The sequence below is a fragment of the Pseudomonas sp. B16120 genome (genome assembly GCF_044218845.1).
Lineage (GTDB): Bacteria > Pseudomonadota > Gammaproteobacteria > Pseudomonadales > Pseudomonadaceae > Aquipseudomonas > Aquipseudomonas paracarnis.
On sequence record NZ_CP162588.1, the window covers coordinates 4,005,753 to 4,026,465 of the forward strand.

At 63.3% G+C, this 20,713-nt stretch carries 21 protein-coding genes and 1 pseudogene; 5 read left to right on the top strand and 17 right to left on the bottom strand.

Going from position 1 to position 20,713, the window contains the following annotated elements; translation table 11 throughout:
* Nucleotides 1-50: 50 nt before the first annotated feature.
* Both AB4P90_RS18445 and AB4P90_RS18450 read right to left on the bottom strand, forming a co-directional pair.
* On the bottom strand, nucleotides 51-617 hold the full coding sequence (locus AB4P90_RS18445; protein WP_395605232.1) for a DUF3156 family protein: 567 nt from the start codon (nucleotides 615-617) through the stop codon (nucleotides 51-53).
* Nucleotides 580-2,079, bottom strand: a complete 1,500-nt coding sequence (locus AB4P90_RS18450; RefSeq protein WP_395605233.1) for an APC family permease — start codon at nucleotides 2,077-2,079, stop codon at nucleotides 580-582. The genes AB4P90_RS18445 and AB4P90_RS18450 overlap by 38 nt, the downstream gene beginning before the upstream one ends.
* 217 nt (nucleotides 2,080-2,296) lie before the next feature.
* Between AB4P90_RS18450 and AB4P90_RS18455 the strand changes: the two genes are divergently transcribed.
* Nucleotides 2,297-3,619, top strand: coding sequence for a hypothetical protein (locus AB4P90_RS18455; protein ID WP_395605234.1), 1,323 nt, complete (start codon nucleotides 2,297-2,299; stop codon nucleotides 3,617-3,619).
* Between the two features lie 32 nt (nucleotides 3,620-3,651).
* Here the strand turns inward: AB4P90_RS18455 and AB4P90_RS18460 are convergent.
* Nucleotides 3,652-4,125: pseudogene (locus AB4P90_RS18460) on the bottom strand (flavin reductase family protein); the annotation flags it as partial.
* A 56-nt stretch (nucleotides 4,126-4,181) separates the two neighbouring features.
* Nucleotides 4,182-5,351 (bottom strand): p-hydroxyphenylacetate 3-hydroxylase oxygenase component, encoded by a 1,170-nt coding sequence (locus AB4P90_RS18465; RefSeq protein ID WP_395605235.1) that lies wholly within the window; start codon nucleotides 5,349-5,351, stop codon nucleotides 4,182-4,184.
* A 236-nt stretch (nucleotides 5,352-5,587) separates the two neighbouring features.
* Between AB4P90_RS18465 and AB4P90_RS18470 the strand changes: the two genes are divergently transcribed.
* Together AB4P90_RS18470 and AB4P90_RS18475 are read left to right on the top strand one after the other, a co-directional pair.
* Entirely contained in the window at nucleotides 5,588-7,075 is a 1,488-nt protein-coding gene (locus tag AB4P90_RS18470) for an aldehyde dehydrogenase family protein (RefSeq protein ID WP_072433822.1), read from the top strand.
* A gap of 257 nt (nucleotides 7,076-7,332) precedes the next feature.
* The gene (locus AB4P90_RS18475) at nucleotides 7,333-7,470 is read left to right on the top strand and encodes a DUF6124 family protein (protein WP_014719091.1); all 138 of its coding nucleotides are present in this window, start codon (nucleotides 7,333-7,335) and stop codon (nucleotides 7,468-7,470) included.
* A gap of 180 nt (nucleotides 7,471-7,650) precedes the next feature.
* Here the strand turns inward: AB4P90_RS18475 and AB4P90_RS18480 are convergent, their stop codons facing one another.
* The 4 genes from AB4P90_RS18480 to AB4P90_RS18495 form a co-directional block, all read right to left on the bottom strand.
* Nucleotides 7,651-8,583, bottom strand: a complete 933-nt coding sequence (locus AB4P90_RS18480; RefSeq protein WP_020300748.1) for a pyridoxamine 5'-phosphate oxidase family protein — start codon at nucleotides 8,581-8,583, stop codon at nucleotides 7,651-7,653.
* A gap of 80 nt (nucleotides 8,584-8,663) precedes the next feature.
* Nucleotides 8,664-9,548 carry a LysR family transcriptional regulator gene (locus AB4P90_RS18485; RefSeq protein ID WP_395605236.1) on the bottom strand — a complete coding sequence of 295 codons (885 nt, stop codon included), beginning with the start codon at nucleotides 9,546-9,548 and terminating at the stop codon, nucleotides 8,664-8,666.
* On the bottom strand, nucleotides 9,548-10,468 hold the full coding sequence (locus tag AB4P90_RS18490; RefSeq protein ID WP_073844906.1) for a LysR family transcriptional regulator: 921 nt from the start codon (nucleotides 10,466-10,468) through the stop codon (nucleotides 9,548-9,550). Before AB4P90_RS18490 ends, AB4P90_RS18485 begins: the two co-directional genes overlap by 1 nt.
* A 16-nt stretch (nucleotides 10,469-10,484) precedes the next feature.
* Complete coding sequence (locus AB4P90_RS18495; RefSeq protein WP_019821152.1) at nucleotides 10,485-11,117, bottom strand: glutathione S-transferase family protein; 633 nt, start codon at nucleotides 11,115-11,117, stop codon at nucleotides 10,485-10,487.
* A 214-nt stretch (nucleotides 11,118-11,331) separates the two neighbouring features.
* On the opposite strand from AB4P90_RS18495, the gene AB4P90_RS18500 reads away from it, so the two are divergent.
* Together AB4P90_RS18500 and AB4P90_RS18505 are read left to right on the top strand one after the other, a co-directional pair.
* A complete protein-coding gene (locus tag AB4P90_RS18500; protein ID WP_032874237.1) occupies nucleotides 11,332-12,408 on the top strand; it encodes an aldo/keto reductase in 1,077 nt (358 codons plus the stop codon).
* 637 nt (nucleotides 12,409-13,045) lie between these two features.
* Nucleotides 13,046-13,882: a 5'-nucleotidase, lipoprotein e(P4) family gene (locus AB4P90_RS18505; RefSeq protein ID WP_019821149.1), complete on the top strand. Its 837-nt coding sequence runs from the start codon at nucleotides 13,046-13,048 to the stop codon at nucleotides 13,880-13,882.
* Between the two features lie 147 nt (nucleotides 13,883-14,029).
* On the opposite strand, the gene gspD is transcribed toward AB4P90_RS18505, so the two are convergent.
* From gspD to gspG, 9 genes are read right to left on the bottom strand one after another with little or no spacing between them, the layout of a single operon-like run.
* Nucleotides 14,030-16,156 (bottom strand): type II secretion system secretin GspD, encoded by a 2,127-nt coding sequence (gspD, locus tag AB4P90_RS18510; RefSeq protein WP_032901999.1) that lies wholly within the window; start codon nucleotides 16,154-16,156, stop codon nucleotides 14,030-14,032.
* Nucleotides 16,157-16,161: 5 nt separating this feature from the next.
* Entirely contained in the window at nucleotides 16,162-16,662 is a 501-nt protein-coding gene (locus AB4P90_RS18515) for a general secretion pathway protein GspN (RefSeq protein WP_102666129.1), read from the bottom strand.
* Nucleotides 16,659-17,261: a type II secretion system protein GspM gene (gspM, locus tag AB4P90_RS18520; RefSeq protein WP_395605237.1), complete on the bottom strand. Its 603-nt coding sequence runs from the start codon at nucleotides 17,259-17,261 to the stop codon at nucleotides 16,659-16,661. The genes AB4P90_RS18515 and gspM overlap by 4 nt, the downstream gene beginning before the upstream one ends.
* A complete protein-coding gene (locus AB4P90_RS18525; RefSeq protein WP_019821142.1) occupies nucleotides 17,236-18,228 on the bottom strand; it encodes a PilN domain-containing protein in 993 nt (330 codons plus the stop codon). Before AB4P90_RS18525 ends, gspM begins: the two co-directional genes overlap by 26 nt.
* A complete protein-coding gene (locus tag AB4P90_RS18530) occupies nucleotides 18,225-18,926 on the bottom strand; it encodes a hypothetical protein (protein ID WP_014719112.1) in 702 nt (233 codons plus the stop codon). The genes AB4P90_RS18525 and AB4P90_RS18530 overlap by 4 nt, the downstream gene beginning before the upstream one ends.
* Nucleotides 18,923-19,531, bottom strand: coding sequence for a prepilin-type N-terminal cleavage/methylation domain-containing protein (locus tag AB4P90_RS18535; RefSeq protein ID WP_395605238.1), 609 nt, complete (start codon nucleotides 19,529-19,531; stop codon nucleotides 18,923-18,925). The genes AB4P90_RS18530 and AB4P90_RS18535 overlap by 4 nt, the downstream gene beginning before the upstream one ends.
* The gene (locus tag AB4P90_RS18540) at nucleotides 19,528-19,860 is read right to left on the bottom strand and encodes a type II secretion system protein (RefSeq protein WP_014719114.1); all 333 of its coding nucleotides are present in this window, start codon (nucleotides 19,858-19,860) and stop codon (nucleotides 19,528-19,530) included. Before AB4P90_RS18540 ends, AB4P90_RS18535 begins: the two co-directional genes overlap by 4 nt.
* Nucleotides 19,857-20,282 (bottom strand): GspH/FimT family pseudopilin, encoded by a 426-nt coding sequence (locus tag AB4P90_RS18545; RefSeq protein WP_060767774.1) that lies wholly within the window; start codon nucleotides 20,280-20,282, stop codon nucleotides 19,857-19,859. The genes AB4P90_RS18540 and AB4P90_RS18545 overlap by 4 nt, the downstream gene beginning before the upstream one ends.
* A gap of 7 nt (nucleotides 20,283-20,289) precedes the next feature.
* Nucleotides 20,290-20,700, bottom strand: coding sequence for a type II secretion system major pseudopilin GspG (gene gspG, locus AB4P90_RS18550; RefSeq protein WP_019821138.1), 411 nt, complete (start codon nucleotides 20,698-20,700; stop codon nucleotides 20,290-20,292).
* Nucleotides 20,701-20,713 lie beyond the last annotated feature (13 nt).

Here is a 20,713-nt window from a genome sequence, read left to right on the forward strand (position 1 = left end):
GCACGCAACAACAACCTGTTTGCCCTTTGCAGAAGCACTAATGGTGCCAATCAGAGGTCCGACAATACCCGCCGCAATCCGGCCAGTACGACCAAGAGATACCCGCGTTGCTCGGTGCTCAACGCAATGTAGCGCCGGAACGCCGGCATGCGGTTGACCACCTCGCTGCCGCCCATATGCTCCAGGCGCACGCACCATTGCTGGTCTTGCAGCTCGATGCGCAGGCGCTTGAAATCCAGCGGCATCAACGCCTGGAACAACGCTCTGTCAGCCTGCAAACGCGCCTGCAACTCACGGCCCAGTGCCTGGTTGCCAGCGTGCCGCCGCACATGAATACCGCTGCGCCGGATCGCGCCGCCATGGTGCACCTCGAAGCTGCCAGCGCCACCCGCTGCCGTAGGAACGCGCAGGACACATTCGGTCAGCACCAGGTGCATCAACAACTGCGACTCGGTGCGCTCGACAATCTCGAAGGCCACACCGCCCACTTCAAGGCTTGCCAGGCCCAGGTCACGCCGCAGGTGGGCCAGGGTCACCCCCGGCCGATACCCGCTGGGTGCGCGGTCAGCACGAAACAGCTCAAACAGTTTTTGCCGCAAGGTCGCTATAACTTGCATGGGCGTGCCCCGGTTCGTGATTGAATTCCTTGGCCAACACCTCCTCTACGCAGGCGGGCTTGAAGGGGTTGACCTTCTGCACCACCAGGGTCCAGAACAGCGCGTAGGTGGCCGTCACGCCGAGCATCACGCCAAACGGCACGTAGATGTCCGCCGGGTTCATGCCGGGCGGGGTGATAAACCACATGCCCAACAGAATGCCGATGCTGGAGACGATCTGCGGCAGCGGGAACCACGGCGAGCGATAGGCGCGGGGCAAGTCCGGACGCCGAATGCGCAGGATCACCACCGACAGCGTCACCAACAGGTAAGCGAAACTCCAGGCACACACCGCCGCCAGCACCAGGTGCATGATGTTGTCGGTGTTGCCGCCCAGGTACAGCGCGTGCAGGCACGGGATCAACATGGCCACCAGGATGCACAACAGCGGCGTCTTGAAGCGCGGATGCAGGTAGGTGAACACCTTGGGCAAGGCGCCATCCACTGCCATGCCGTAGAGAATGCGCGGCACGCCGGCCATCAGGGTATTGATGGTCGCAGCGCCAGCGAACAGAAAGCCGATGCCCAGCCACAACGGGCCGATCTGCCCCATCACCTGTTCGGCGAACCGGGGAATGGCCATGGGTGTGTCCAACAGGTGCACCCCCGAAGCTGCGTCGAGCACCACGTTCTCCACCTGGCGTTTCATCGCCGCGCCATAGATGAACATGCAGGTGGCCACGCCCATCAGCCCGAGCATCATCGCCCGTGGCATCACCTTGGCCGATTGGCGCAGGTCCGGCGCCAGCGGGGTGACGAACTCGCAGCCCACGAACATGAACATCGCCATGCCCACCAGCGACAGCACGGTAACCAGGTCGGTGCCCACCAACGACTCGCCGAACCAGCCCTCCAACTGCACCGCCGGCGCGGCGATCAGGCCCAGTACGCCGAACACCATCAGGGTGGTCCACATGCCGAAGGTCAGGATGATCTCGGCGCGGCCAAATGCGCTGACGCCAAAAGCATTCAGCACGCCGAACACCAGTACGAAACCGACGCCCAGCAACCACGAGCCGCCGCCCGACTCTGCCAGGGTATTGAGGTGTTCGAAGTTCACCAGGGCCATGACCCCGGCGAGGATAGTTTCGGCGGTGCCGGCGAACACATGCACGATCAGGTAGGCCGACAAGGTCCCGGTGATCGCAAAGAACCTACCCATGCCACAGTTGATGTAGTCGTACACCGAACCGGCGGTAGGCAGTATCGACGCGGCCTCGGCGAAGGTGGTGGCCTGGGCCAGCATCATCACCACGGCGAGCAGCATCGCCAGGGCAAAGGCGCTGCCGCCGATGCCGAAACCCATGGTGGCGGTGAGGATCACTGGGCTGGCCATGATCAGGCCGATGGTGCTGGCCAACGCAGTGGGAAAACCTACCGTGCCCCGGTTGAGGTGTGCGGTGAGTCGGTCGTTGATCGACATGGAGGGGTCCTCGAAGCGGTTTTTTTTAATGTGTCGGCACTCTGCGCCCCACTCCCGTTGATCGTCTTGCCCCTGTCTGCCGCCGGTTTTGTTGCTGCCTGCCAGGGCGTGTGGCCTGGCGGCCAGAGTCAATTGCCTGGCACGCAGGGAAAAGACTTGGCCTCATACCGCTCGCCCTAATGCGCCCTCACTCTTAACCAAGATGGGGTCAATAACAATGGAGCACACACTGAAAAACCGCCGCCTGCGCCAGACGGTCGGCCTGGGCGTGGCACTGCTGGTGGGCCAGGCGCAGGCCATCGAGTTGTATGCAGACGCCGCCACTCAGGTCACCGGCAACTTCCTCGCCGTGTACGGTATGTTCAATAGCCCGAAGAACTACGATGGGCGCAGCGGCGGCTCCACCTGGCGTGAGGCGTTCATCAAGTACGGCCTGAGCGTTGACCAGAGCCTGGGCAACCTGGGCGGTGTGTATGGCACGGCCAACCTGGTGAGTTCCGGTACCTGGGGCGATGGCGACGCATCCGGGCTGACCAACGGCACCGAGCGCACCACCAAGTTTGACGAAGCCTTCGCCGGCTGGCGGTCCGGGGAGCTGTTCCCGGTGTTGGGCAAGGACGGTGTGGACCTGTCGTTTGGCCGCCAGATCATCATGTTGGGCGACGGTTTTATCCTTAACGACGACGGCCCCAACCTGGGCAACGGTGTGGGCGACGGCGAGTTCAATCGCGGCGGCGCCTACTACATCGCCGCACGCCATGCCTTCGATAAGACGGCGGTGATTCGCCTGGGTGGCAAGGACGGCGTGCATGGCAGCCTGATGTGGATCAAATCCGACAACCGCGCCCAGGCCCTCACCGAAATGGCCGCCGGCACCCTGGAATACAGTGCCGCGCCGGGCACCCTGGGGTTGACCTATATTCACGGCATCGATGTGGATGAGCGCTTCGCCACCGACCTGCAGCGCCAGCGCAAAGGCATGAACCTCTACAGCCTGCGCGGCGCCGGCAATGCCGGTATCGACAACGCGCACTTCGCCTTCGAACTGGCGCGCCAAAGCCGTCGCGACGGCCAGGAAAATGCCGGCTACGCCGAAGCCGGTTACACCTTCACCAACCTGCCGTGGTCACCGGACCTGACCTACCGCTACGCCCGTTATTCGAAGAACTGGGACGGCATGTTCTCAGGCTTCAACCGTGGCTACGGCACCTGGGTGCAGGGCGAAGTAGCGGGCAACTATTCCGGCCCCTTCAACAGCAACACCGCCGTGCAGCACGTGGCGCTCAAGGTCAAGCCACTGGAGAACGTCACGCTTGGGGCGCTGTTCTTCGACTACAACACCGTCAGCACCCGCGGCCAATTGAACCTGGATGGCCGCGAACTGGACCTGTATGCCGAATGGGCCGTCAACGAGCACCTGATCATCACGCCGCTGCTCGGCCTGTACAAACCGAATAAATCAGCCGAAAACGGCGGCAATCAGATCGGCGGCAACGGCACCAATGTCTACAGCCAACTGGTGGTCGCCGTGCCGTTCTAAACCGCCTCGGGCGCGCACGGAGGCAGCGCCCGGACCTCGGCATAGGCGCCCTGATGATAGAGCAGCGGCGCACGGCCAAAATCATCAAAGGCCACCACCTTGCCGATCATGATCCAATGGTCGCCGCCGTCCACCTGCTGGTATTTCTCACAGTGAAAACGCGCCGAGCAATCGGCGAATACCGGCGAGCCTCCCTCCCCCGGCTCGTATTCGATCAGGGCGAAGCGGTCTTCACGGGGGCGCGCGAAATTGTTGGATAGATGCACCTGGTCCGCCGCCAACACATTCACGGCAAAGTGGCTGGCCTCCTCGAACACGGCATGGCTGTTGGAGCGCTTGTCGATGCTCCACAGCACCAGCGGCGGGTCGAGGGATACCGAGTTGAAACTGTTGGCCGTCACGCCCACCTTGCGCCCGGAGACGGTGGCGGCGGTGACCACGGTCACGCCAGTGGCAAAATTGCCCAAGGCGCGACGAAAGGCCCGTGGGTCGAATACGTCAGACATGCAAGACTCCCGGGTGGCCTCTATGGGCCGCCCTGATTGTTGTAGGGAAAACGCAGCTACACCATGCTCGGGTCGGGTTCCAGGCCCATCAGCTCACGGCCAAGGATCTGCGCGCACACGTCATAGTCGGTGTAGGCATGCGCGCCGGTCATGTGGGCATCGCGGAACAGGCGCTGCATTTCGTTGTGTTCGAACCAGGCATTGCCACCGGCGGCGGCGAACAGCCGGTCTACCGCTTCGATGCACATCTTGGTGGCGTAGGCCTGGTTGGTGCGCCAGAACGCCAGGGTTTCTCGCGCTGGGTAGCGGTGGGCGGCGCTGTGTTCGGCGTGGTCTTGCCAGGTCTTCTCCAAAAACGCCCGAGCAGCGGCCACCTGGTGGGTGGACTCGGCCAGGCGCATCAGCGCCGGGGTCGCTGCGCCGACGGCGGCACCGGTATAGGCGCGCACACGGTTTTTGGTTTTTTCGCGGAACACCTCCAGCATGCGCTCGGCCACGCCGAGGCTGACGGTGGAAAAACCACTGGCGAAATACGGCCGGTACGGCGCGTAGAAAATCTGGCTGTCTGGGTAGAGACCAAAGCCTGCGGACTTGCCTTCCATCATGTCCTTGGCCTTCTGGATCCGGTGCTCAGGCACCCAGGCGTTGTCGATGATCAGGGTCTTGGTGCCACTGCCTTTCATGCCGGCCGCGAACCAGTCATCGCGGATCTGATAGTCACTGCGCGGCAGCACGGCAAAGCAGTAATCCTGGGTACCTTCGGCATTCTGGCGACGGCAGCCGACAATCGCCCACTCGCCATGGTCACAGCCGCTGCTCCAGCCCATCTCGCCACTGAAGTACACGCCACCCTCGCCCTCGGTCACCCGGCCGAACGGCGCAATACTGCTGCTGGCCGTGGCATCCGGGTTGGCGCCCCAGATCTCCTCCTGCAACTGCGCCGAGAACAGCGCCAGTTGATGGCTGTGGGTACACAACAAACTCATGGCCCAGGCGGTGCTGGCGCAACTGCCGGCGAGCAAGGCGATGCAGTCGGCGAATTCGGGCAGCGACAGTTCCAGGCCACCGAATGCCTTGGGCTGGAAGGCGCGGTGCAGGCCGATGCTTTTGAGCAGCGCGATATTCTCATCCGGCACCTGGCGCAGCTGTTCGGCACGGCTGGCGTTCGCGGCAATGGCAGGCAGAAGAGGCTTGAGGTCTTTGAGGAGCGGGTTTGGCTTTTTCATGGACGGCCCTGCTTATTATTGGAAGTCCGGCAGGCGCTCCGAATCGTGGAACGGCGCGGGATGCAGGGCCAGTATCGAACGGCTTGCGCCGGCACAACATGCACGTTCGGCAGGCAAGGTTGTACTTTTCACAGGCACGGCAGGCACAGGCATAAAACCTGGCAGGCACAGTCAAGCCGCGTACCTGCGCGTTGGTTAACCTCGGGGTTTCTTTTGTGAACTGCCAGGAACCTGCCATGAGCGATATCCCGCTGCTGCCTCACGTCGAAGCCTTTTTGCGTCGCCGTCATGGGCTGTTTATCGACGGCGCCAGTGTGCGCAGCCACGCCGATGCACGCCTGAGCGTGACCAACCCCGCCACCGGCCAGGTGATCGCCGACGTGGCCGACGCAGACCTGGCGGATATCGACGCCGCGGTCGCTTGCGCCAACCGTGGTTTCCAGCTGTGGTCCCAGACCGCTCCCGCCATCCGTGGCAACGTGCTGCTGAAACTGGCCGACCTGCTGGAACACCATCGCGAAGAACTGGCGCAGATCGAAACCTGCCAGTCGGGAAAAATCATCCAGATTTCCCGCGCCTTTGAGGTCGACCAGGCCGCGCACTTCCTGCGCTACTACGCAGGCTGGGCCACCAAGCTCAGCGGCCAGACCCTCACGCCGTCGCTGCCTTCGTTCAATGGCGAGCGCTACACCGCCTTCACCTTGCGCGAACCGGTGGGCGTGGTGGTGGGCATTGTGCCGTGGAATTTCTCGACCATGATCGCCATCTGGAAGCTCGCCTCGGCACTGGTGACCGGTTGCAGCATCATCATCAAGCCCAGCGAATTCACACCGCTGACCCTGCTGCGCATCGCCGAACTGGCCATCGACGCCGGGTTGCCGGCGGGGGTGCTCAATGTGCTGACCGGCGGCGGCCAAGTCGGCAAGGGGCTGGTGGAACACCCCGGCACGCACAAGGTGTCCTTCACCGGCTCAGTGCCCACCGGTATTGCAGTAGGCCGCAGTGCCATGGGCGCCGGGCTGACCCGCGCGACCCTGGAACTGGGTGGCAAGAACGCCGCCGGCTTCCTGCGCGACATGGATGTAGACAAAGCGGTGGATGGCATTATCGAAGCGGGTTTCCTGCACTCGGGGCAAATCTGCGCAGCGGCCGAACGTTTCTTCGTGCACCGCTCGCAAATCGACGCCGTGCTGGAAAAACTCAAGGCGCGTCTCAGCCGCCTGACCATCGGCTCGCCCCTGGATGAACACACCGAATTCGGCCCGGTGACCCACCAGCAACACCAACAAAAACTGCTCGGCTACTTCAACCAGGCCCGCGCCGAAAACAACACGATCATCCACGGTGGCCACCTCATCGACCGCCCCGGCTGCTACGTCGAACCCACCGTGATCCTCGCCAACCACCTGCACGACACCCTGCTCAACGAAGAGACCTTCGGCCCCATCGCCACCTTCCTGCCCTACGACGATGAAGACGAACTACTGACCATGATGAACCACGGGGCCTACGGGTTGAGCGCCAGCCTGTGGACCAATGACCTGGGCAAGGCCCTGCGCATGATCCCGGCCGTCAAGGCCGGCACCCTGTGGGTGAACATGCACACCTTGCTCGACCCGGCAGTGCCGTTTGGTGGCAGCCGGTCTTCGGGATTAGGGCGGGAGTTTGGCAGTGCGTTCATTGAGGACTACACCGAGCTTAAGTCGGTGATGGTTCGGTATTGAGCCTATTCGCCGGCTGCGAAAAGCCTGCGCCACACTCGCTCCTACATGGGGTATTCGGCGTACCCGCAACGGCGCGGTTGTCAGACCGCTCTTACACAACTTTCGGGTTGCGTCCGATGAACCGCACCGCTAACCATCACGGGTGTTGTGTTGGCTGCTTTGTGGCGGCTGTGCATGGGAGGCTTCGGCCCGCCGGGTTTCTATGACCGGTCTACCACCCCGTGTACAGTCGCCTCCTTACTTCGTGTGGTAGCGAAATGCTGGAGTCCACGACTGTCTGTGCCGAACAGCTTGACGGTCACGCCCGCAAGCAAGTGCTGGCGGTGGTGCAGATGATCGAGATTGCGCAGTTGCTGGTAGATGAAGCATTGAACCGTGAGTGCCCGGTGGCCTGATGAAAACGCGCAAACCCAACAGGCAATGACATTCCCCTGTGGGAGCCGTCGAGCTTTAGCGAGGCCGCGATGGCGGTGGGTCAGGCAATGAATATGTTGACCGTGCCGCCGCCATCGCAGCCTCGCTGGGGCTCGACAGCTCCCACACTGGATAGGCTGCGCCTGGGAGAGTGCATCAGGCTACCAGGTGCCCATCGCCAGGCTGTGTGGCGAAAATTCAGCGAATTGCCAACGCAAGGCCAACGCTGCCGGGCGGCGGACCACATGTTCCACCGTCACCGTCCACAAGCGCTGCGCGCCTTCGAACTCAGCTACTTGCGGCCCGCTCAGGATCAACGAAGTACGCCCGGCCACTTGCAGCACGTCACCCGTCTCAAAATCAACAAACAACAACCCCGCCACCGGGTTGGCGTGCAGGTTGCCGAGGGTGTTGAAGAACAGGTTGCCGGCAAAATCCGGGATGGTCAGTACGTTACCTTCCACTCGCACAAATCCCGTATTGCCGCCTCGGTGGGAGACGTCCACCGAACGTTCGCCGTGCAGTTCGACGTAGCTGGCGACGAAGAAAGTGTCGGCGTGGCGGATCAGCGCTTGAGCTGCATCGTCCAGGCGGTTGCTGCGCTCGGCCAGGTTGCCGGGTTTGCGCGCAATGCCGGCGACGGGGCGCAGTTGGATGTACTTGGGGCAGTTGCCGAAGGTGTGCACTACGTCCACAGTAAAGCCCTCATCCTCAAGCGATCCGATCCGGCCATTCATGCGATTGCGGCGGCGGGTGTTGAGGTCGATGCCCAGCAGGCCGATCGCCGCGCCATCCGTTATCCCAGCCCAGGCGGGATCGCTTTTGGCGGGCAGGCTGTCGATCTGCAGCGTGTGTGGGTCCGGTGAATGCGCAAACCCTGGAGCGCCTTCCAGCATCGTTGCCCAGGGGATGCCTTGTTCGTCCACCACACCCGCGATCAAGTACGGCAGCAGCGGATAAAAATCGCGGTGCTGCTCAGGCAGATGATCACGAATGACCTTAGGCCCGATCATGGCCATGCGTTCAGAGACGCCGGCACTTTCCTGCATGTGTCGTTCGCCGACATGCCAAGGGGTTGGTTCAATCGAGTGCATGGCGCTCACCTCCGGTTAGATACTGAAGATGCTGCACCCACACCGCGATGGAGAGAATGCCCACCCTGGGCAATCCACTATTACGCCAACTGAAACGCCGGATGCTCGCGCAACGCGGTGACGCAGTAGTCGACAAAGCTGCGCACGCGCATCGACGCATGACGACCTTCGCGGTAAACCACATACACCGGCTGCGGCGGCAACTCGAAGGAAGGCAACAGGCGCTGCAACTGGCCGCTCGCCAGGTGTTCGTGCAGGGGGTAACTCAAGGCTCGAATCACGCCAGCCCCCTGCACCGCCGCATTGATCGCACCTTGGACAGTGGCGCAACGCAGCCGGGCGCGAGCCTTGAGGGTGTAATGCGGGAAATCCCAGTGCACCGGGTCGGCGCTGGCAATCAGATGATGCTGCTTGAGGTCGGCCGGATGTCGGGGTTCGCCCCGGTTCGCCAAGTAAGCGGGGCTGGCGCAAAGGACAGTGCCCACCTGCCCGACCTGCCGCGCAATCAGCGACGAACTGGGCAATTCGCCGACCAGCACCGCCACATCCAGCCCTTCTACGTGCAGGTTAGGGAAATAATCGTGGTAGTGCGCGATGACACGCACCGCCGGGTAGCGATCCGCATAGCCGGCCAACAACGGCGCCATGACATAGCGGCTGAACAGCAACGGCAGGAATATCCGCAGGTCGCCCTGGGCCTGCACATGCAAACCGTTGGCCGAAGCCTCGGCCGCGTCCACCGCTGCCAGCAGACGCACACAGTCGGCAAGGTAAGCCTGGCCTGCATCGGTCAGGCTGACCCCACGGGTGCTGCGTTGCAGCAAAACCACGCGCAGGCGTGCCTCTAGGCGCGCAACCGCTCGTACCAGCGTCGGGCCGGAGACCTGCGCATGGCGCGCCGCCGACGCCAGGCTGGGTTGCCCGGCCAGCGCGGCAAACAGCTGCATATCGCGAAAACGCTCCATCAGGCGCGCTGCTTCGTCGCCGCGTTCAGGGCCGGGTCCTGCCCGAGGCGATGGCTGAGGAAATCCACAAACGTATTGACCTTGGCCGGTATGCGGCCGTTTTGCTGGAACACCACGTGGATCGGCAGCGGCGCCGGTTCGAAATCCTCCAGCACCAGCTCCAACTCACCCGCCGCCACCGCTGCCGCGACTTGATAAGACAGTACCCGCGTCATGCCCCAGCCCAGGCGGGCCAGGTTGATCGCGGCATTGTTGGCGGTGACCACCAGGCGTGGCTCGATCGGTACCTTCAGCGGCTGGCCGGCGTCGATGAATGTCCACTCACTGACCAGTTGGCTGGACGATGAGGTGACGAGCTTGGCCTCACGCAACTGCTCGGGGCGCTGGGGCCGCCCGTGTTGGTCAAGATAAGCCGGCGATGCGCACACCACCCGGCGTACTTCGCCGACCTTGATCGCTTGCTGCAAGGATGGCTGCAGGTGGCCGATACGCACCGCCACGTCAACACCTTCGTCGGTCATATTGACCACCCTATCGACCAGCAAGGCGTTGATACTCACCAAGGGAAAACGGTCCAGATAATCCCCCAGTACCGGCGCCACATACAACTCGCCAAACAGTACCGGTGCGGTCACCGTCAACTGGCCGCCCGGGATGGAGTAACTGCCCGCCGCCGCTTCCTCGGCTTCGTCCAGCTCGGCAAGGATGCGTCGGCAGTCTTCCAGGTAACGCTGGCCGGCTTCGGTCAAGTGCAGGCTGCGGGTGGTGCGCGCCAACAACTGGGTGCCGATGCGTTGCTCCATGGCGGCAATGGCGCGGGTCACGCTGGGCGGCGAGGTGTTCAGGCGCCGTGCGGCAGCCGCAAACCCCTCCTCCTCGGCCACGGCCAGGAACACCTGCATTTCATGAAATCGGTCCATCGGCGCCCCTTGGTTGTTATTGCGATTGCAGCCCCACCGCCGTGCGCGGCATGCCAACGAAACCCGGCAGTGCTTCGATGCTGGCGAGCCAGGCGCGCACCTTAGGGTAGTCGGCCAGGGACACATTGCCTTCCGGCGCGTGGGCCACATAGGTGTAGAAGGCGATATCGGCAATGCTGGGCTGTTCACTGGCGAGGAAACGGCTCTGGCTCAGTTGCTGCTCCATCACGCTAAGCAAGGCATGGGCACGGTTGATTGCGCCGACAGTGTCCACCTCGGCGCCAAACACCGTGGCCAAGCGCGCCGTGGCAGGCCCGGCATGGAGTGGGCCGGCGGCGGCCGAGAGCCAACGCTGCACCTTGGCTTGCCCGACAAGGTCGCTCGGCAGCCATTGGCCGCTGCCATAGGTGCTGGCCAGGTAAATCAGGATCGCATTGGAGTCGGCCAGTACCATGCCGCCGTCATCAATCACCGGCACCTGGCCAAAGCTGTTCAGGGTGGTGAGGAACTCAGGCGTTTTATGCGCGCCTTGCTTGAGGTCCACCAGGATAAATTCACTCGCCAGCCCCAGCAGGGACAACATCAGCTCGACCCGGTGGGAGTGGCCGGACAGGGGAAAACCATAGAGTTTGATCGCAGGCTGGGTCATGACAGGCTCCAAATGAGTGGGTATCGACGCCAGGGATGTTCTACCGCTGCCCTGTCTGGCGGAATGACCAGGATTCACAATCCAGCATTTCATCCAGCGAAACAATCTTCATTGACGTCATGCCAAGACGGGCGCGAGGATTTCACGAAAAAATTCAAACTATCGCCGCCCCCATCGTTCACACCTTCACGTGCAACGTTAAGTAGGAGGCAACATGCAGTATCGACAAATGGGTCATTCCGGCCTGCTGGTATCGGAAATCATCCTTGGCACCGTCCCTTTTGGCGGTCGCGCAGAATTTGAAAAATGCGGTGCGGTGGATGTGCCCCTGGCCAAGCGCATGTTCGATATGGCGTTCGACGCCGGGGTGAATATGGTCGACACCGCTGATCTCTATTCCCACGGCTTGGCCGAAGAAGTGGTGGGCAAGGCGCTGGGCGACAAGCGTCACGACATTCTGCTAGCCACCAAGGGCCGCAGCCCGGTGGACGACAACCCCAACAACTCCGGCTCATCGCGCTACCACTTGATCCGCGCGTGCGAAGCCAGCCTCAAGCGCCTGGGTACCGACCACATCGACTTGTACCAACTGCACAACTGGGACGGCATGACGCCAATCGAAGAGACCCTGGAAGCCCTGCGCCTGTTGGTGGGTTCGGGCAAGATCCGCTATTTCGGCACCAGCAACTTCACCGCCTGGCAGATGATGAAAACCCTGGGCAAGGCTGAACTGCACGGCATGCTCAAGCCGATTACTCAGCAGATCTACTACACCCCGGAATCCCGCGAGGCCGAGTACGAGTTGCTGCCGTTGGCCCTGGACCAGCAGGTCGGCACTTTGGTGTGGGGCCCGATGGGCGAAGGCTTGCTGACCGGCACAACCCGACGCGGGCACAAGCCACCGGCCAATACCCGCCAGGGCAGCGGTTGGCCGGAACCCTACGTCCACGACCAGGAACGTGCGCTGGACATTATCGAGACCCTCGCCGCCGTCGGCGATGAACACGGCGTCTCGGTCGCCCGTACCTGCCTGGCCTGGCTCAAGGATCGCCCGGGGATCACCTCGCTGATTGTCGGCGCCCGTACGGAAGCACACCTGCGCGATAACCTGGCGGCCACCGAACTGAAACTCACCGACGAGCAGTCGGCGCGCATCGAAGCCGTCACTCGCCGTCAACCGTTGTACCCCTACTGGCACCGCTTCACCGCCGGGATTGATCGTTTTGATCCAGCGGAGCAACCCTTCCTGGCCGAGCATCAAAAAACCCTGGATGCGCGCCAGGACAAATAAAACAGCACCCGCTCCAATGCCGATGAATTAAGCGAACGCAATGCACGAAGATTCAATGTGGGAGCTGGCTTGCCTGCGAAAGCGGTGGTGCAGTCACAGATGCAGCGACTGACCCACCGCTTTCGCAGGCAAGCCAGCTCCCACAGTTGGAACACGGGTCGTCAGGTAGATATGCGCAGGCTTTCAGGGCGTCACGGGAGCAAGCTCCCTCGCCACAGGTTCGGCATCGCCATCTACACAACTTTTTTGGGCTGTAGCAGCAGACGGTAACCACGATGCGAAGCGAGCCGCTCTTGATCTGCTTTTGATCTTGATCTCAAGCGCCCCGTTAAACCACGCTGGCCGAGCCTAAGCGAGGTGCCGAGTGGTAAGGCAAGAGCCCTTTGGTTACTTTGGGGCTTTTCCAAAGTGACCCGCTGTCAGAGCGGAAACCCTAAGTGGCCGTTACCGCAGCAATGGATATGTACACAATCCAGCTGTGTTGACTGTCAGGCCCTCTTCGCAGGCGCTCGCTACATTACCCGCCAAGGGTGAAGCCTGGCTTTAAGACGATTGCGAAACGGCAACGAGCCGCGAGCATCGCAAGTGATTAGACTGGCGTGCTGACCACGCCACCACGCTCTTCGAGACCCAGCCCATGCGCAACCTGTTCTTTGCCAGCCTCTGCTTGCTCACCACCGCCCTCGCAGGCTGCCAGCAACACCCGCCGGCCAATGACCAACTCGACGCCGTGCTCTGGACCCAGACGTCCATCGAGCACGAACTGATCTACCGCCAGCTCTTCGCCAATGCCACCCGTCAACTGGACGTCGCCCTGGCCGACCCGAGCTGGGACGCCCTGCCTTTTGCCCCACGCAACCTGGCCGGCCTGCCCCCGGCGGTGGTGGTGGACATCGACGAAACGCTGTTGGACAACGTGCCCCTCAACGCCCGCGACATCATCAACAATCAGGTCTATTCCTATGATCGCTGGAACACCTGGGTCGACCAGGCCAAGGCCCAGGCACTGCCAGGCTCGGTGGCGTTCCTGCAGGCGGCCCGGCAAAAAGGCATCCAGGTTTACTACCTCACCAACCGAGAACACAGCCAGGTCGCGGCCACCGCCAAAAACCTGCGTTTGCGCGGTTTCCCGATTGAGAGCGACGCACAGATCCTGGCGGCCAGTACCCCCACCGGCCACTGCGAAAGCGCGGGCTACGGCAAGCAGTGCCGCCGTCAGTGGGTCGCCAGGCATGCCCGCGTGCTGTTGATGGCCGGTGACTCGCTGGGAGATTTCGTGCAAGCCGAACACAACACCCTGGATGCACAACGCAAGGCCGTCGAACCCTATGTGAATTGGCTAGGCCAGCGTTGGTTCCTGCTGCCCAACCCGAGCTACGGCAACTGGTACAGCGCACCGTATGGGGATGATGAGAGCTTGCCGTTTGCGCAGAAACGCAGGCTCAAGCAGCAGGCGTTGCTGTTGCAGCAATAGGGTGACGCCCTGCCGTGATGATCGTTCCCACGCTCTGCGTGGGAATACATCCTGTGACGCTCCGCGTCACGTTGTGCAGATGGGACGCGGAGCGTCCAGGGCGGCATTCCCACGCAGAGCGTGGGAACGATCAATGTGGGAGAGGGCTTATTGGGCGGGTCGCAACAACTGCATCTGCTGGCGATAATCATCCGTCACCTGCCGCGCCTGGCTGCTGCTGGTAATCACCCTCGGCGTAATCAGCACAATCAGCTCCGTGCGGTCCTTGGACTTGCCGGTATTGCCAAACAACCAGCGCAACCCCGGTATCTTCGCCAGGTAAGGCACGGCACTGACGCTCTCGGCATTGTCCTGCTTGATCAACCCGCCGAGCAACACCGTCTGCCCACTCTGCACCGCCACCTGGGTGGACACCGAGCGCGTGGAGATACGCGGGTTCACCGGCGTCTCACTGTTCCCCGTCGGGTTCTGGGCATCACTGACCTGTTGCTGGATATCCATGTACACCAGCCCACCCGGATTGATGCGCGGCACCACATCCAGAATCACCCCCGTCTGCACATATTCCACACTGCTCAAGGTGGTGTCGGCGTCCCCGGTATTGACGGTGGTCTGGCTGATGGGAATGTTGTCCCCCACCTGGATCTGCGCCGGCTGGTTGTTCATCACCACCAGCGATGGCGCCGATAGCACCTGGGTGCGGCCGTTGGTCTCCAGGGCGTGCAGGGCCACTTGCAGGTTGGAACTGACGAAGGAGTAGAACAACGAGTCCGCCGCCCCCAGCCCTGCCCCGCCACCGCCCAAGGCGCCTTGGCTGCCGGAAGCATTGGCCACCGTGGTGCTGGTGGAATTGCCGGCCAGGCGGCCCAGGTACCACTGCACCCCCAGGTCCAGTTCGCCGGTGAGCTTGACCTCCAGGATGCGCGTCTCGATCTGCACTTGCAGCGGTGGGTTGTCGAGGCGTTTGATCGCCGCTTCGATCTCTTTCCATTGCGCCGGGCGGGTGCGTACCAGCAGTTGGTTGCTGCTCTTTTGCGCGGTGATGCGCGTGCCCGCTTCGAGGTCGCTGGTGGGCGATGCCTGGGTGTTTTCGGCAGGCTCGGATTCAGGTTCTTCGGCTGCGGGCACCGGGGCGCTCGCCTGCAAACCGGCACTGGTGGACGAGGACAGGGTGGTGGTACGCAAGCCCGGTGCTACCTTCGCCGGGGCGTCATCCTTGATCGCGCCATTACCGTAGATCTGCCGCAGGTACTTGGCCAGATCAGCGGCCTTCATATTGCGCACGTCGTACACATACATCTGCGGCTCGTTGCCGCCGCCCTCGTCGATGGTGCGGATCCAGTCGCCCACTTCGGTGAGGTACTGGGGCTGGGAAGAAATCGCCACCACCGAGTTGGTGCGCTCGACCGGCAAGAACCGCAGCATGCCGGCCAGGGGTGTGCCACTGTCCGCGCCGAACATGGCTTGCAGCTCGGGCATCAGCTCGGCCACCGAGGCGCGTTGCAGGCCGAACACCGCCACCGACATGCCCTTGAGCCAGTCCACGTCGAAGGTGTCGATGGTGTCCTGGTAGTTGGCCAGTTCGTCGGGCGTGCCGGCCAGGCTCAGGACATTACGCGCCGGGTCGACCAACAAAAAAGCGTTTTCACGGGCGAAGGGTTTGAGCAGTTTCTGCATCTCGGTGGCCGAGATATAGCGCAGTGAAAACAGACGTGCCGAGAGGCCGCTGGCCGGTTGCGCCACGCGCATCTGCGGCACCAGCTTGCCCGCCACTGCCTGGTTGGCCGGCAGGATCACATAGCGGTTGCCCTGCTTGATCATGGCGTTGTCGGTCCAGGACAGCAGGGTTTCGAGAATCGACAGCGCCTGCTGTTTGTCCACGGGTTTGGAGGTGGAGAAGCTGACAGTGCCCTTCACGCCCTCGGCGATGCTGTAGTTCTCGTGCAACAGGTCGCCCATCACGCTGTTGATCACGGCCTCGATGGGCTGGTCGGCGAAGTTGAACACGATGTCGCCCCCCTGCTGCGGCACGTTTGCCGGCGCTGCGGGCTGGCGCACAAACGCTTGATTGCCACGAATCAGCTGGCGCTGCGGCGGAGCCTGGGTGGCAGGTGGAGGGCTTTCGGCCACAGGCGCCTGAAGCGCCGGGCGTTGTGTGCCGGTGCCCTGCAGGGCCTCGTGCAGCAGGTCGTCGTCCGGGTCGAGGGTGTCGGGCAAAGAGCCACAGCCGCTCAGGGAGACGGCGGTAGCCAGGCAAAACAGCGAAGTGCGCATATCAATCAAGGGAGAGACTCGCGGGGATGTGAGATCAGGGGTAACCGCTTACCGTAGAGGCTCAGGGTCTGGGTGCGCCCGTTGAGGGCAAAACGAGCGTATTGCGGGGTCAGGTGTTCCAGGCGCCAGCCGTTGGGCAACGCCTGGCCCAAGCGCACCGTGAGCGTTGGGCCACCGGCTTGCTTGAGCATGGCCATTTGCAGGTTGCCGGTGATCATGATGCCGCTGAGGGTCAGGTTGGCCAGGCTCGCCACCTGGGTTTTACCCACCTCCCGGTCCGGGCGGCGATCCGGGCTGAACAGCGGCGCTTGCCAGGTACCGGCAAGGTCTCGCAACGCCGGCGTGGGAGCGGCCTGCACCTGGAAAGAGGGTGGCGCGTGCACCGGCGCATCGGGTAACCACCGGGGGGCATCGCCGATGCTGCTGAGGATCATCGCCATCAACAATCCCAAGAGCCCGGCCACGCCGAGCCAGCCCCATTCAAGAGGACGCAAGGGGCCGATCATGGTGCCACCCGCGCCGGTTGCAGGTAGCCGCGCACCAGCAGTTGCACCGCCAGCTTGCCTGCTCCACCACTGGCTGGCGCCTGTTTGTCGCGACGAATATGCAGCTCATCGACGAACAGAAAAGGCGGCTGATATTCCAGCCCATGCAGGATCGCGGTCAGCGGTTCGATGGCGCAATTGAGCGTGAGGCTGACCTTGACCTGACGATAGGGCTCGCTGTCGTTTTGTTCAGGCGTGATCGGCTGGCGCTGGGTGAGGTTGCAGCCGCCGCCGAGGTTGGCGTGGCTGTTGATCAGGTCGGCAAGACGCTGCATCAGGTCGGCGGCGACCACGTCCGGGTCGTCCCCTGGCAACAGGCTGGCGCTGCTGGCCGGGTCTTGCTGTGCCTGCGCCAGCTGTTCGCGCAAGGCATCGCCCTGGCGTATGACGCTGGCATAGCGCTGCTGCTGTTCACGCAACTGTTCGGCCTGTTCACCCATGGCCCGCAGCGGCCCGGCGAACCAGCTGTCGATCAACAGCCAATAGGCCGCGCCGAGCACCAACGCCAGGGTCAACAAGGCGGCGCCGCGGCGTTCACGGCGTGTGAGGGGTCGGCGCATCGGCGGCCTCCTGGCGTAAGTGGGCACGCAAGGCAAACTGGTCCTTGCCGGTGCGTGCGTCGGGTTGGATCACCCCTTCGAACTGCGCGTTGTCCAAGCGCTGGCAGCCTTTGATGCGGCTGATCAGGCCACTGGCCTTGGCGCTCTGGCCGGAAAAGCTCACCTCGCCGTCCTTGACGTCCAATTGGTCGAGCCAGGTGTCGGCGGGCAGACAGCTGGTCAAGTCATTCAGTAGGCCGGCCAGGGGGGGTTGCGCCCGTTTGCGCTGGGACAGGTACTGCGCCGCACCACGGGTGTTGAGCAGTTGCTGGCGCAGGGCGTGCACCTGCGCGACCTCGGCTTTTTGCTGTTGAACAGTGGCGTGCATGCTGTCGAGTACCCGCTGGCGATCGTTGAGCCACAACAGCATCGCCGCAATCAGCAACGCGCCGCACAACCACGGCAGGCTGCGCTGCAATTGCTTGCCGGCAGAACGTGAACGCGGGCGCAACGGCGCGGGCAGCAGGTCGATACCCAGGCCCGCCGCGTCCACACGGTGTGGGTACAGGCCGAGGGCGGCACAGTCAGTGAGGACCTGGTCCAGGCGCTCGCGCAGGATCGCCACCACCCTCACCTCCAGGTGGCTGGGTGTGCGCCGCTCCTGGCGGGCGACAAAGTAGAGCTGCTCGGCGTTGAACGGGGTATAGCGGTCCAGTTCATAGCCAACCACCTCCACGAGGTTGCGCGCGGCAGCCAGAGGCAGTTGCACGCTTTGCTGCAACACAGCATCAGGAGCAAGCATCAGCACCTGGCGCGCATTGCCTGGCACCACCGGTGCCGTGAGCGGCCAGTGATGAACGTGCTCGGGCGGGTCCTGGAACGCCAGCCACTTCGGCACACAGCCGCGTAACTCTGTGAGCCACAGGCGCCAGCCTTGTTGCAGCAGGCTGCCGCGCCAATAGCGGGCAATTGGTTCGAGTTGAATCATTCTTGCCACCGCACCACCCGATAGGGCTGTGCGCTGTCCTCCGCAGGGCTTAATAAAAGGGTCAGTCGCAGGCGTGCCTGATAGCCGCCGGGGCGCTCGGCGCGGCTGTCGATTTCCACGACCTGGCCGGGGTCGACGCCCTCGGCGTCCTGGCGTGGCAGGTTCAGCGCCTTGCGCATCAAGGGGCTGGCGAATGCCGAAGCGGGCCGGTCGAGGTCGCTCCACAAGGTAATTTCCGGCAGTAGTTCGCTGTAGAGCGCCTGGGTCATGCCGGGAAGTTGACGCACTTGCTCCAGTACCCGAAACGGCGCCAGGCCCTTATGGCGCCGCGTCTCAAGGGCCTTGGCCAACTGCTGGGCCTGAACCGGTGTGGCGCCGCAGGCCAGGGCCAGGCGCGTGAGGTCTTGGGGGGCAGCGTTGACCAGGTACAACTTGCCACGCTCACTGCGCAGACTGACCTGCAAGCGGGCGTCGTCGAAGGTCAGCGCCATAGAACGCCCGTCCGCCACCCACTGCCCTTGCGCCATGACCTGTGCGATACCGGCCTGGGCGGCCAATAGTGTCTGGGTATGCTGGCGCAGCCACAGCGCCTGGCGACTTTGCAGCTGCACCCACCCGGCCAGGCCACCCAGCAATACGCTGAGCAAGGCCAGCACCCACAACACCAGCAACAGGGCCGCACCGCGTTGGCGCTTCATTCTTCGCTGCTCGCGCTGGACAGGTTCAGGCGCAGCGCAACCACCTGGGCGACCCATGGCACCGGCCCGTCGACGGTGGCGTCGATGCGCACCGCTGTGGGCAAGCGCCGGGGCCAGGGCCACGGGCTCAACCAGTCGGTGGGCTGGCCCAGTGGCGAGACACCGCGATAGCTGAACTGCAGCGCCTCGACGTTGTGCAAAAGTACCTGCGGCTCATCGCGCTGCGCGTTGGCCTGCGATGCCCTCTGCGAAAAAGCCACCTGCAAATCCTGCCCGACCCGTTGGAGGGTAAAGCGCTGGATCCCCCCGCCCAATACACCGGGCAAGGTCGCCACAAATTGCAGACGCTCAGGCGTGCCGATAAAAAAACCTTCGGCCTGGCTGTCATCGTCAGTGAGCTTTAGCGGCAGCGCCTCGCTGATCGAGGTGCGCAAAAACTGTTGGGCGGCGCGCATTTCATCCAGGCTGACGGTGTAGGCCTGGGCCTTGGCCACCGCCCGATTGGCCCCCAGCAACGCTGCGCTCACCAGCAGCAACAACACCGACAGCAAGCTGAGCACCACGAGCACTTCCAGCAGGGTGAAACCCTGCTCACGGCGCTTCACAGGCGCGCCTTCAAAGTGCTGAAGTGCGCCTGATGCGCGCCTTCACGCACGTTCAGGTCAAGACGAAACAGGTGCGGCTGTTGGCGGGTGCTGGTCAGTTGCCAATGGATGCCGTCGAGTTGGCCTTGGCGGGTTCCTTCAATCAGCGGGCCGGCAGCTTCCTGGTCCAGCAGCGTGAGCGCGGCATGGGTAAGGCGGTCACTGCGGGCCACCTGGGACAAGGCGCGCGCGCTCTGGCCGAAGGCAACCAGCAACACGCTGCTGCACACCGCCATCAACGTCAGGGCGGCGAGCATTTCCAGTAAGGTGAAGCCGGCCTGGTGCTTCATGGCAGCGCCTTGGATTGCACACTGCCGGTAAGCCAGCCAATATCGATGCGCCAACGACGGCTGCCGTTGGCCAGCAGCAGGTTGCCGCCGGTAGAACTGCCGTCGGGATAGAACACCACGGCGGACCCTGCCTGCTCGGCACTGTGCAAGGTCACTTGCACCTGCGCTGGCCACTGCTGCGACGCACGCCCTGAAGCCTGGAATGTGCGGCCCTGGAGGTCAAACCGAGTGTGCGTCGCCTGGCCGCTGACGATGGCGCGCGCGCGCGTGGCGCGCAGCGCCTCGACCATCTGCGCGACCACCCGCCGCTCCTTGGCCACCTGCAGCCCTTGCCGTACACCCAGCCCCAACAAACCCGCCGCAATGCCGATCAATAGGATGACCACCAGCATCTCCAGCAGGGTAAAGCCTCGCTGGGCCACGGGCGGGTTATTCCCAGTTGCCCAGGTCGGCACTGTAGCCCTCGCCGCCGGGTTGGCCGTCCTGGCCGTAGAAGATCAGGTCGAAGGCGCCGTGCTCACCGGGGAAGCGATAGCCAAACCCGTGGCCGAACGGGTCTTTCAGCTCCGAAGGCTTGGCGTAGGGGCCGGCCCAGTTCGAAGCACTGGCCGGCTTGTCGAGCAGCTGTTGCAGGTTGTTGGGCGGCGCGCCCACGTCCAGGGCGTAGCTGTCGATCTTCATGCTCAAACTGGCCAGTTGCGCCTTGCCCGCGCCGTACTTGCCCTTGTCCACATTGCCACCGACCTGGCGCACCACAATGGTCGCGACAATGCCCAGCAGCACAATCACCGCCAGCATTTCCAAAAGGGTGAAGCCGCCTTGGCGGTGTCGGGTTTTCATCGGTTCTGCTCCT